Annotated in this window: 11 protein-coding genes and 1 tRNA gene; 1 reads left to right on the forward strand and 11 read right to left on the reverse strand. The window is 38.0% G+C overall.

Going from position 1 to position 11,472, the window contains the following annotated elements; genetic code table 11:
* Positions 1–15: 15 nt before the first annotated feature.
* The 11 genes from KO505_RS04895 to rlmE all read right to left on the reverse strand — a co-directional run bounded on the left by KO505_RS04895 (position 16) and on the right by rlmE (position 10,994).
* Complete coding sequence (locus tag KO505_RS04895) at positions 16–1,440, reverse strand: GAF domain-containing sensor histidine kinase (RefSeq protein WP_216054324.1); 1,425 nt, start codon at positions 1,438–1,440, stop codon at positions 16–18.
* 2 nt (positions 1,441–1,442) lie between these two features.
* Positions 1,443–2,990, reverse strand: coding sequence for a response regulator (locus tag KO505_RS04900; RefSeq protein ID WP_216054325.1), 1,548 nt, complete (start codon positions 2,988–2,990; stop codon positions 1,443–1,445).
* Positions 2,991–3,182: 192 nt separating this feature from the next.
* A complete protein-coding gene (locus KO505_RS04905; protein WP_216054326.1) occupies positions 3,183–3,464 on the reverse strand; it encodes a putative quinol monooxygenase in 282 nt (93 codons plus the stop codon).
* 41 nt (positions 3,465–3,505) lie between these two features.
* The gene (locus KO505_RS04910) at positions 3,506–4,744 is read right to left on the reverse strand and encodes a leucine-rich repeat-containing protein kinase family protein (RefSeq protein WP_216054327.1); all 1,239 of its coding nucleotides are present in this window, start codon (positions 4,742–4,744) and stop codon (positions 3,506–3,508) included.
* Positions 4,745–4,861: 117 nt separating this feature from the next.
* Positions 4,862–4,946: transfer RNA gene (locus tag KO505_RS04915), tRNA-Leu, on the reverse strand.
* A 7-nt stretch (positions 4,947–4,953) separates the two neighbouring features.
* A complete protein-coding gene (gene secG, locus KO505_RS04920; protein WP_216054328.1) occupies positions 4,954–5,340 on the reverse strand; it encodes a preprotein translocase subunit SecG in 387 nt (128 codons plus the stop codon).
* Between the two features lie 9 nt (positions 5,341–5,349).
* On the reverse strand, positions 5,350–6,087 hold the full coding sequence (tpiA, locus tag KO505_RS04925) for a triose-phosphate isomerase (protein WP_216054329.1): 738 nt from the start codon (positions 6,085–6,087) through the stop codon (positions 5,350–5,352).
* An 84-nt stretch (positions 6,088–6,171) separates the two neighbouring features.
* Positions 6,172–7,503, reverse strand: a complete 1,332-nt coding sequence (gene glmM / locus KO505_RS04930; protein WP_216054330.1) for a phosphoglucosamine mutase — start codon at positions 7,501–7,503, stop codon at positions 6,172–6,174.
* On the reverse strand, positions 7,496–8,326 hold the full coding sequence (folP, locus tag KO505_RS04935) for a dihydropteroate synthase (protein WP_216054331.1): 831 nt from the start codon (positions 8,324–8,326) through the stop codon (positions 7,496–7,498). Before folP ends, glmM begins: the two co-directional genes overlap by 8 nt.
* Before the next feature lie 77 nt (positions 8,327–8,403).
* Positions 8,404–10,326 (reverse strand): ATP-dependent zinc metalloprotease FtsH, encoded by a 1,923-nt coding sequence (gene ftsH, locus KO505_RS04940; protein WP_305849771.1) that lies wholly within the window; start codon positions 10,324–10,326, stop codon positions 8,404–8,406.
* Between the two features lie 38 nt (positions 10,327–10,364).
* Positions 10,365–10,994, reverse strand: a complete 630-nt coding sequence (gene rlmE / locus KO505_RS04945; protein ID WP_216054332.1) for a 23S rRNA (uridine(2552)-2'-O)-methyltransferase RlmE — start codon at positions 10,992–10,994, stop codon at positions 10,365–10,367.
* Between the two features lie 101 nt (positions 10,995–11,095).
* Here rlmE and yhbY point away from each other — a divergent pair, with 101 nt between their 5' ends.
* Positions 11,096–11,392: a ribosome assembly RNA-binding protein YhbY gene (gene yhbY / locus KO505_RS04950; RefSeq protein ID WP_216054333.1), complete on the forward strand. Its 297-nt coding sequence runs from the start codon at positions 11,096–11,098 to the stop codon at positions 11,390–11,392.
* Positions 11,393–11,472: the final 80 nt, after the last annotated feature.

Consider the following 11,472-nt stretch of genomic DNA (forward strand, 5'->3'; position numbering starts at 1 on the left):
AAATTGAAATACCAATTAATTCGGCTTGGGTTTTTCATATTTAACGGTTAGTGGTAAATAAATAGTATAAGTAACCCCTTTATTCACTTCACTTTCAAGCGTAATGCGTCCTTGTAATGTGGTGGTGACAAGATTGTAAATTAAATGTGCACCTAACCCACTCCCGCCTTGGTTTCTCTTGGTGGTGTAAAACGGCTCAAATATATGTTTGATTTGATCTTCATTCATCCCTAACCCATCATCACGGTATACCATGACAATCTCATTATCATCTTGGGTGACTCTAATATTAATATGCCCTTTAGTTGTAGCTGTAAAACCATGAACTAAACTATTTTGAATTAAGTTAGTAAGTACTTGTGAAATGGCTCCTGCAACTGATTCAAGCGTAACATCACCTTCACAATCAACCGTGATTTCATGAGGCAAAGATTTAAACATAGGTTTAAGTGAGTGCAGTATTTCCTCTATGTACTGTTTCAAATCTAATCGTCTGATGTTCAAGCTGCCTTGATCCACCGCCATTTTCTTAAAACTATTAATTAAGTCAGCAGCCCGTAAACAATTTGACTCAATGATAGAGCAACTATCCCCCACATCTTCTAAAAACTCGGTAAGGTCTTGGGCATTAAGTTGATTTTTCTTGAAGCTAGTTTGAACCCCTTTCGTTAAATGGGATAGGTTTGTGATACCTGTTACACAAACTCCAAGCGGGGTATTTATTTCGTGGGCAACGCCAGCAACGAGTTTACCAAGTGATGCCATTTTTTCTTTTTGAATCAACTCTTTCTGTGTCGCTTTTAATTGCGACATCGTACTCTCAAGTTGTTTGTTTTGTTTTTTAATAAGGCTGATATTTTGCCTGAGTTCTTGTTTTATCATTTGTTGTTCTAAAACAAATAACTTGTGGATGATCACGTTGGTAAGATGTGCGGCGACAAAAGTAAGTAACTTTAGATGCTCAACCGTGTAAATCGTATCTAAGCTGTAACTCTGTACAATTAACACACCATATATTGTATCATTTTTTATAAAAGGTACGCCAATCCAACTTTCACTTAGGGTACCAAGTGCATACTCAATTTTACCTTGTTTCTGTAACTCAAGAATGTCGGCCTTACTTAACCTTTGTGGCTGCTTAGAATTAATTAAGTAAGACGTGAGGCCGGGGCCTAAAGGAACGGTTTGCCCAATAAACCTTTCTCCATCTTTCTCATCAACCACATAATCAAACGTGACTTCTTGTTTATTTTCATCATACAAAGCTATCGCAATATTCTTAATGTCCATTATTTTACTAATGGTCTTATGCACTTTTTGGTATAAAACCTGCGGCGTTGCTTTTTGATTTAATAATTCACTTATGGTTAATAACGCTTGGATGACAGCGTCATTGTGTTCGGTATTATTTTCTAGTTGAGTTAGAGTATCTGAAGACATAATTACAATTTATCCTCACCAGTTAACCTTTCGTTAATGGTCAGAAACTCATCTAAGTTTTGTAAAAATGCATCAACAACTTTAGGGTCAAAGTGTTTTCCTTTTTCCTCTTCCAATAAAGTAATTATTGAATCTAATGGCCAAGGTTCTTTATAACATCGCTTATGTGCCAGCGCATCAAACACATCAGCCACCGCAACGATTCTTGCATAAATGTGAATTTCTTCGCCTTTAAAGTTATTGGGATACCCTGTTCCATCATACTTTTCATGGTGTTGTTGCGAAATAATGGCAGCTGCCTGCAGAATAGGTAATTCAGAATCTTTAAGAATATCGTATCCAATCTGAGTATGTAATTTCATAATGGTAAATTCGTCTGACTCAAGCTTACCAGGTTTTAATAAAATCGAATCTGGTGTCGCAATCTTACCTACATCATGCATTGGCGTAGCTTGTTTAAGTGTATTGCAATCAAATTCAGACAGGTTAAGCTTTTGACCTAACAAGTAACAATAATCAGACATCCTCTTGATATGATTTCCCGACTCTTTAGAACGGGATTCCACCGCATTACCTAAACGTACAAGTAATTCTTCCTGAGTGTTGATGATATCTTGGTTTAATAAAAAGTTATCAAAGGCAATCCCAACACTTCTGCAAAACATGTTTAACATTTGAATGTCTATTTCATGGATATCTTCAAGGCTGATCCCGGTTAAATATAACAAGCTCGACTTTTCAGTGGTTGAAGGAAAATAAGCGACATAAATATTATCTTCAAAGACGCTTTCTTTAATTTTACTTGCTGTATTTAGTAGTTGTATAACCTGTGGGGTGAGTTCACTGTGCTCGGTATCACCCACTTTAGCAATAAGATCATACCCCTGATTTTTTAATTTTGTACCGGCGCCTGCACCAACAGATACATTGACTAGTCCACCATCATTATCAATATGTAAAATACTCATCACTTGCTGTAACAAACCATCAAAAAATGTTTGTAAGTCCTTTCTTTTTAGCATGTCTGAGGTGGCTTCAATAACTTGTTCTAGTCCATGCCTAAACTTACGTTCATACTGACGAGATTCTTCAACGGCAAGAAGATCACGATAAGCTCGCAAAGCGGTAACAACGGTTGTAAATAACTTTTTGCGGTCGAGTTCTGTTTTTTGCTTATAGTCATTAATGTCGTATTCCATAATGACATCTTCCTCAGGCGCTTGGCCTGGCTGACCGGTTCTAAGCACGATTCGACTGAATTTATTTTTTTTAGTTTCTCGTAACCACTTAGCAAAATCCAAACCTGCGTGATCGGTTTCCATCACAACATCTAGGAAAATTAGAGAAAATTCATTTTGTTGATTTATAATTTCTTTAGCTTGTAGGCTGTCGTAAGCACTTACAAATTCTAGGCGTTTCCCATCTAATTCAAACCGCTTTAGTGCCAATTTGGTAATAACGTGAATATCTTCTTCGTCATCAACAATTAATACTTTCCATGTAGGTTTGATATTATTCATTTCAGCAGGAGCGTTATTATTAAACAACATAATGTCCTCTCATGTTTATAACTAACATGATCCTTGTTCAGATATTTAAAAAGTGGGTTGAATTACTTTATAGCGGTTAATTAAGGTTTAGTTAGAAAAGCTGAGAAAGTCAACATTAGCTGAAACTAATATTTGAATGTTTGTTAATTAAAGATCCATACTAAATAATAAGTGTGATGACATAAACAAAGATTATACTGGCTCAATAACCTCATATTCATTAACTGAAAACGATTCCACTAAATTAAAAATGGCTTGATTATTTCCAGCTTGCCTGAATGCATTCAAGCTTTGTTTTGAATGCCAAAGTTCAAATACATTAACTCTATTTGGCTCAATGGAATCCGCGCAAACTGAAAAATCAATACAGTTTTCATTCGCTCTCGCCTGTAAAATAGCTTCGCAAGATTGATGTAAAAACTCTTCACGGTAAGTTGGTTTAATCATTAAACTGCCTGCAACGATAATCGCCATCACGCCACCCATTATTCAAACAAAAAAGCAATAAATGTAAACTAGTGTAATTTGTTTTTTAAGGCAAAAAATAATTCGTTTTCTCGGTCTGCCACATTACAAATACCAAGTAAGTCATCAATAAAATAATTTAGCGCACGCTGCTCTATTTGTCTGATTAAAGATTGCTGCTCTGCCGTTAGCATGTGGTACATAGTCGCTGCACCAAAATCTCCAAATATGATATTCGCCTCATCATCAAACATTGTGTTGTGAGCGTATAAATCACCGTGACAAACTTGGTTATCATGTAAATGCTCAAACACATCTTCCATTTGCTCAACGATTTTAGCGATTTGTTTTATATCTAACGAAAAACCAGCAGGAAATGTATCTCTTGTACAAGTCTCTAAACTAGGAGGTAACCCCAAATTTGCAAAATATTCAGGGATTAAATTCATGATCAAGGCCAAATAACCATCATCATTTACTTGCGCCAAAGACTTAATCAAATTTGGATGATTACCTGTTTTTAAACAAACTTGTAATTCATCTTCCGGATAACCGTCGCTGGTCACTTGGCCTTTAAATACCTTTACCGCAATATCTTCAGGGAACTGCCTTTGTTTATCTTTCCATGTTGCTCTTGAAATCACACCAGATGCCCCCTGCCCCAATATATTGTGCAAAACAACACTTGATGCAGGTAAGATGGGAACACTGTCTACCTTAAGCGTAGAGCGACTAAAGGGATTACCTGAAAAGGCAAACCAAGCAAGATTAGGCAAGTTCAATAATTGAACCGGACATTCAACTAAGTTATTAGCAGATATACGAACTAACTCCAGATTCTGAAGCTTCGACATAGTCAAAGGTAAATGCGTTAACTTATTGCCCGCCAATGCCAGCTTCTGTAATAAAGGCCGTTCACCTAAAGCTTCCGGTAACTGCTCAATCTGATTCTCAGTTAAAATCAACCAACGTAACTTAACGGGCAACGAACTAGCAGGTACATGTTTGATTTGGTTTGCCTTAAAACCAATCATCTCCAGATTGTCACACCGACCAAGCACTTCCGGTAACGTTTCAAAGCTATTGTTTGAAGCAAAGATAATTTTAAGCTTAGTTAACTGCACGAGTTCAGATGGCAAACTGGTTAATTGATTATTAGATAAATCCAACACCTCTAAGCTGTCTGCTAATGACAAGATCTCAAGTGGAAATTCAGTTAAGTTTTCAGACAGTGTTAACTTTTTAATACCAAGTAGTTCACCTGATTTTAACTGAGAAAGAGTATGCATTGTTTATTCGATTCCAATTTTAACGAGCTATTAACACTTAAGGGAGCGCTAGAAATGAAAAAGCCAGAAGGCTAATTTAGCAATTCTGGCTTTATTGGTTCTTAATGAACCTTATAATGGTGCGGATGGAGAGACTTGAACTCTCACGCCTTGCGGCACAGGCACCTCATGCCTGCGTGTCTACCAATTTCACCACATCCGCAAATTTTTTAGTTTACAGGTACGTCTGTAGACTTATTCTCTGCAGCTGGCGTTACTGGAACATCTGAGTCTGCATTATTGATTGCTGGCATATCAGTTTCAGGAGCTGTTGTTTTAGTTTCAACAGGAACTGAAAGGTCATTCCAATCATCTTCAGCTTTGATTGTATTTGACGTCATGCCACCTAAGAAGATGCTGATGACAAAAAACAAGGTTGCTAATATAGCGGTTGTTTTAGTTAAAAAGTTACCAGAACCATTTGAACCGAATAAAGTTGCTGAAGCACCAGCACCAAATGAAGCGCCCATATCTGAGCCCTTACCTTGCTGGATTAACACTAAACCTATTAATGCTAAAGCGACTACTAAATAAACTACAATTAAAATTTCGTACATGCTTGTTTCCTAAGCTACTGCGTTTTCACAAATTTTCATAAAAGAGTCAACATCTAAGCTAGCGCCACCTATAAGGCCGCCGTCGATGTTGTCACTACCAAATAATTCTTCACTATTGTCAGGGTTTACACTGCCGCCATATAAAATACGTGTTGTATTTGCCAGTTCATGATTATAACCAGCTAATATTTGGCGAATACCACTGTGAACATCTTCTGCTTGTTCACAACTGGCTGTTTTACCTGTGCCTATTGCCCAAACAGGCTCATAAGCAAAAACTAAACTATCAGAGAATGAAGGAAGTACATCTAATACTGCTTTAACTTGGCGAGTGATCACGGTTAAAGTTTCGCCTTGTTCTCTTTCTTCGTCAGTCTCACCTACACAAATGATAGGAATTAACCCTGCACTTAATGTAGCTTTTACTTTTTCTGCTACTACGTCATCCGTTTCACCAAACAAAGATCTTCGCTCTGAATGACCAACTATTACGTAATAACAATTAACATCACGTAACATTCTGCCGGAAACTTCTCCGGTAAACGCCCCTGATTCTTGGCTCGCTATATTTTGAGCTCCTTTTTGGATACTCGACGTTTCTTCACTTAAGTATACAAATGGAGGACAAATCACAGTTTCTACTTGTTCAGCGTCTAACGTTTGTAAACGTTCGACCATGTTTGTTAGTAGTTCTCGGTCGCCATTTAATTTCCAATTAGCTACAACTAGAGGTAATCGTGTGGACATTAAATCTCTCCTAGTTTTTAGGGGCGAGATAGTATCTAACCTCGCCAAAAGTTACAAGAGATGCTTGGTCTTATTATTAGAAAATTATGAGAATTCCGTTACTTTTTGCGCTACTTTTTCTGCAACGCTTATTATCAAGTCAGAATCTTTGCCTTCAGTCATAACTCGGATCAAAGGTTCAGTGCCTGACTTACGAATTAAAATGCGACCAGCCTCACCTAATTCTACTTCAGCTTCGGCGATAGCAATTTTCACTTCATCTACTTCTAGTGGGTATTTATTGTCTGATACACGTATATTAATTAACTTTTGTGGGTATTTTTCCATGCCTGATTTTAACTCAGACAAACTCATTCCAGTTTCAACCATAGCAGCAAGGACCTGAATGGCCGATACCACCCCATCACCAGTCGGAATATGTTCCAAATTAATAACATGACCTGAACTTTCACCGCCAATTGACCAGTTATTTTCTTTTAATAACTGCATGACATAACGGTCACCTACTTTGGCACGTTTAAACGGAATGCTTAGGTTCTTAAGTGCAACTTCTAAACCTAAGTTAGACATCAAGGTACCAACAACGCCGCCATTAAGTTTGCCCTGTTTTAAGGCGTGTCTTGCAATAATAAATACTAATTCATCACCGTCGACTTCAACACCATTTTCGTCAACCATAATGATACGGTCACCATCACCATCTAACGCTAAACCAACATGTGCGTTTTCAGCTTTAACTATTTTTTGCAAAGCGGCAGTATGGGTCGCACCGCACATTTTATTAATATTCAATCCATCTGGCTGATTGAAAATAGGGATGACTTTAGCACCTAGTTCTGAAAAGACTTCTGGAGCAATGTGATAGGTAGCGCCGTTAGCTGAATCGACAACTATCTTCATGCCTTTTAACGTATCAGGGGCAAATCGGCTTTTACAAAACTCAATATATCGTCCCGCAGCATCGTTAATACGGAAGGCTTTACCTAAAAGCTCAGAACTAACACAAGTGATGTCTTGTTCTAATAAGTCTTCAATTTGATATTCAATCTCATCCGGTAATTTGGTGCCATCTTTTGAGAAAAACTTAATACCATTATCATAATATGGATTGTGAGAAGCACTGATAACTATACCCGCATCGGCTCTGAAGGTTTTAGTCAAATAAGCAATAGCCGGTGTCGGCATAGGACCTAATAAACCAACATCAACCCCCGCGGCGATCAAACCAGCTTCAAGAGCAGTTTCAAGCATATAGCCAGATATACGAGTGTCTTTACCTATTAATACTTTTCTATTGCCGTTTTCAGCAAATACTTTCCCTGCAGCCCAACCTAGTTTTAATGCAAATTCAGGGGTAATTGGTGGTTTACCAACCAAACCACGTATTCCGTCAGTTCCAAAGTACTTCTTACTCATTTTCTACTCCATATTTCATCGCATTAAATATACGAACAGCATGTTTGGTTTCTTCAACATCATGTACACGAACGATATCCGCACCATTGTTTAGCGCTAATGTAGCCGCGGCAATACTGCCGGCAAGGCGTTTATCTATATCAAGCTCGAGCAAGTTACCTATCATTGATTTACGCGATAGACCAACTAATACAGGACATTCTAATTGTTTAAATTTTTCTAATTCAGCCAAGAGCTGATAATTATGTTTTAAGGTTTTACCAAAGCCAAATCCTGGGTCGATAATTATTCTGCTTTTATCTATACCCAAAGTGTCACAATGATCAATTCGCTCTGAAAAGTACGTCATTATATCATTAACTAAATTGCTGTATTGAGGATTTGTTTGCATGGTCCTCGGCGAGCCTTGCATATGCATAATACAAACGGGCACATCCGACTCGGCAATAACCTTTAACACGCCTTCACCTTCCAGCCCACAAACATCATTAATTAAATCAACACCTGCCGTTATACCCGCTTGCATCACTTGCGCTTTACTTGTATCTAACGATACCGCACAACCAAAGCGAGACTTTATCGCTTCTATCACTGGAATAACTCTATCTAACTCTTGCCCCACTGGCACTTCTGGGGCACCAGGGCGAGTTGACTCACCACCGATATCAATGATGTCAGCACCTTGCTGAAGCATCAACTCAGTTTGCTGTAAGGCCATATCAAAGTTAGCAAAACGACCGCCATCAGAGAATGAATCAGGGGTTACATTGAGTATACCCATCACGAGAGGACGCAAGATGTTTTGAAGGTTAATTTTATTCATTTAGCTATTATTTACTGTGATATCATTTATATAAAAAAGGCTCCTTTCGGAGCCTTAACTAATTTGGGGCTAGCTAATTAGTCAGCAGATTTTGACTCTGGCTCATTAGCCGATGATGCTTTTGGCTCATCATCGTTTTTTGATTCTGGTTTAACTTCAGGCTTTTTGTCTTCAGTCCAACCAGCAGGTTCACGAACTTCAACTCTATCCATCAAATCATCAATTTGTTTAGCGTCAATCGTTTCATACTTCATTAATGCATCTTTCATTGTATGCAGTATGTCCATATTGTCTTTTAAGATTTTCTCAGCACGTTCATAGTTACGGTTAATAAATACTTTTATTTCTCCGTCAATGGCTTTGGCTGTCTCATCAGACATATGTAACGATTTAGAAGATGTACGGCCTAAGAATACTTCACCTTCTTCTTCAGCGTATAACATAGGTCCCATTTTTTCAGATAGGCCCCATTGCGTTACCATCTTACGAGCGATATCAGTTGCACGTTCGATATCGTTTGATGCACCCGTTGATACTTTATCAGCACCGTATATCAATTCTTCAGCGATACGACCACCATATAAAGAAGATATTTGGCTTTCCAAGAATTGTTTGCTGTGTGAGAAACGGTCTTTCTCTGGTAAGTACATAGTTACACCAAGCGCACGTCCACGAGGAATAATACTTACTTTATACACAGGGTCATGATCTGGAACCATGCGACCAACTATAGCGTGACCCGCTTCATGATATGCCGTCATTTCACGTTCACTTTCGCCCATAACCATAGATTTACGCTCTGCGCCCATCATGATCTTATCTTTGGCTTTTTCAAAATCTTGCATATCTACTAAACGTTTATTACCACGAGCAGCAAATAGCGCAGCTTCATTAACTAAGTTAGCTAAATCGGCCCCAGAGAAACCAGGAGTACCACGAGCAATATAACTTGGCTCTACATCATCAGATACAGGTACTTTACGCATATGTACTTTAATAATTTGTTCACGACCACGAACGTCTGGCAACCCTACCGTTACTTGACGGTCAAAACGACCAGGTCTTAATAATGCTGGGTCCAACACGTCAGGTCTGTTAGTCGCGGCAATAACGATAATGCCTTCATTACCTTCAAAGCCATCCATTTCAACTAACATTTGGTTTAGTGTTTGTTCACGTTCATCATGACCACCACCAAGACCCGCGCCACGTTGGCGACCTACCGCATCGATTTCATCAATGAATATAATACAAGGTGCTGCTTTTTTAGCTTGTTCAAACATGTCACGTACACGTGATGCACCAACACCCACAAACATTTCTACAAAGTCAGAACCAGAGATAGCAAAGAAAGGTACTTTAGCTTCACCAGCAACCGCTTTAGCTAATAAGGTTTTACCCGTACCTGGTTGGCCTACCATTAATACGCCTTTAGGAATTTTACCGCCTAACTTTTGGAATTTTGCAGGTTCTTTTAAGTAATCAACTAACTCTTGTACTTCTTCTTTTGCTTCGTCACAGCCAGCAACATCTTTAAATGTTGTTTTGATTTGATCTTCGCCCATTAAACGAGCTTTAGATTTACCAAACGACATCGCGCCTTTGCCACCGCCGCCTTGCATTTGACGCATGAAGAATATCCATACACCAATCAATAGAAGCATTGGGAACCAAGATATTAAGATTTGTCCCAAAATTGAACGTTCTTCTGGCGGAACACCAACAACACGTACATTTTGTTTAATTAAATCATTTAATAAATCTGGGTCATATGGTGTTGGAATATAAGTTTCAAAACGTTCGCCTGAACGTCTTAATCCTGTCACTTTACGATCTTCGATTTTAACTTCACGGATCAGACCTTGCTGAACATCTTGAATAAATTGGGTGTAGTTTGAATTTGAATCTTCAACGCTGTCAGGCACTATATTTTGAAAAACCGACATCAAAACAACGGCAACAACCAACCACAACAATAAATTTTTTACCATATCACTCAAAGGGAAAACCTCTAGTCAAATAAATTAAAAGAAGATTACTATAATTTGTAACCTGTCGCCACCAAATACACTTCACGAGATCGTGCTCTTGAAGACTCTGGTTTACGAATTTTTACTACTTTAAATGCTGATTTCACATCAGCCATGAATTGATCAAAACCTTCGCCTTGAAACACCTTTACCACAAACTTACCATTTTGTTTTAACACTTGATGACACATGTCTAAGGCTAACTCAACTAAATACATAGATGTTGCTTGATCAACGGTATCATTACCACTTAAATTTGGCGACATATCTGACATCACTAAATCTACATTTTTACCACCAATACGGCTTAACAACGCATTAAGTACCGACTCTTCACGAAAATCACCTTGTAAAAAGTCAACACCCGCCATGGAATCCATTGGTAAAATATCACAGGCAACCACAGTACCGTTATCACCTAATTCGTTTACAACGTATTGACACCAACCTCCAGGGGCAGCTCCTAAATCCACCACAGTATCACCGGGTTTCATTAACTTATCTCTTTTTTGTAACTCTTCAATTTTGAAATAAGCGCGAGAACGAAGTCCTCTTTTATTTGCTTCTTTTACGTATTTATCGTTTACATGTTCCTGCAGCCATTTCTTGCTACTGGCCGACCTACTATCTTTTGCCATGCTCTTTACCTAATAAAATGCGCTTATAAATTGGTAATAACCTAAAGGTGGGGTAGAATAACGGTAATTCAAGTAATTATCATTGTTAAATTTGTGACAAAATGAATCTTAGTAAAAAACAAATCCAATTTTTAAAGGGCGAAGCCCATTCTTTAAAGCCAGTTGTACAACTGGGTAATAATGGTTTCACTGAAGGCGTATTAGCTGAAATTGAAAATGCACTCGCTGTGCATGAATTAATTAAAGTTAAAATTCCAAGTGAAGACCGCGAAGAACTACAATTATACGTCGAAGCTATCGTTAGAGAAAGCAAAGCAGAAAAAATCCAATTAATTGGCAAGACGCTTGTTATTTTCAAACAAAGTGAAAACAAAAAGATTGAACTACCGAAAAAATAACGGCCTTAAGTCAGTTATTTTTACATTTAAAAAACCAGCGTTTAGCTGGTTTTTTTATGCTCCAATATATATCAATATCA

The organism is Psychrosphaera sp. F3M07 (genome assembly GCF_018860345.1).
Taxonomy (GTDB): Bacteria; Pseudomonadota; Gammaproteobacteria; order Enterobacterales; family Alteromonadaceae; genus Psychrosphaera; species Psychrosphaera aquimarina.

Coding starts and splice junctions, on each gene's coding strand:
- KO505_RS04895 (WP_216054324.1), bottom strand. CDS start 1,440: ATGTCTTCAGATACTCTAACTCAACTAGAAAATAATACCGAACACAAT.
- KO505_RS04900 (WP_216054325.1), bottom strand. CDS start 2,990: ATGTTGTTTAATAATAACGCTCCTGCTGAAATGAATAATATCAAACCT.
- KO505_RS04905 (WP_216054326.1), bottom strand. CDS start 3,464: ATGGCGATTATCGTTGCAGGCAGTTTAATGATTAAACCAACTTACCGT.
- KO505_RS04910 (WP_216054327.1), bottom strand. CDS start 4,744: ATGCATACTCTTTCTCAGTTAAAATCAGGTGAACTACTTGGTATTAAA.
- secG (WP_216054328.1), bottom strand. CDS start 5,340: ATGTACGAAATTTTAATTGTAGTTTATTTAGTAGTCGCTTTAGCATTA.
- tpiA (WP_216054329.1), bottom strand. CDS start 6,087: ATGTCCACACGATTACCTCTAGTTGTAGCTAATTGGAAATTAAATGGC.
- glmM (WP_216054330.1), bottom strand. CDS start 7,503: ATGAGTAAGAAGTACTTTGGAACTGACGGAATACGTGGTTTGGTTGGT.
- folP (WP_216054331.1), bottom strand. CDS start 8,326: ATGAATAAAATTAACCTTCAAAACATCTTGCGTCCTCTCGTGATGGGT.
- rlmE (WP_216054332.1), bottom strand. CDS start 10,994: ATGGCAAAAGATAGTAGGTCGGCCAGTAGCAAGAAATGGCTGCAGGAA.
- yhbY (WP_216054333.1), top strand. CDS start 11,096: ATGAATCTTAGTAAAAAACAAATCCAATTTTTAAAGGGCGAAGCCCAT.